The following is a 263-nucleotide window of genomic DNA, read 5'->3' on the forward strand; positions in this document are numbered from 1 at the left end:
CTGGCACGTCAACTGACCAAGTGGCGGACCGCGGATTTCTTCGTCACCATGGCGTGCGCGTTCCTGGTGACCTTTATCGCGTTGATGCTTCGATGGGCCGGCGTAGACATCGCGCCTTCGATTGTGGTTGCTGGCGGCATCTTGCTGTTGTTGCCTACAGGTCGGCTCGTTTCAGCCGTGCAGGACGCCATCAATGGCTTCCCCGTCACGGCCGCGGGACGGTTCCTCTCCACGTTGCTCACCTTTGGCGCCATCGTTGCGGG

The 263-nt window shown here is 61.6% G+C and carries 1 protein-coding gene; it reads left to right on the forward strand.

Annotation, left to right across the window (positions count from 1 at the left end; translation table 11 throughout):
• On the forward strand, positions 1-263 hold a 263-nt coding region (locus SB772_RS42160), incomplete at both ends, for a threonine/serine exporter family protein (protein ID WP_410838793.1).

The sequence above is a fragment of the Paraburkholderia sp. SIMBA_030 genome, assembly GCF_046535245.1.
Classification (GTDB): Bacteria; Pseudomonadota; Gammaproteobacteria; order Burkholderiales; family Burkholderiaceae; genus Paraburkholderia.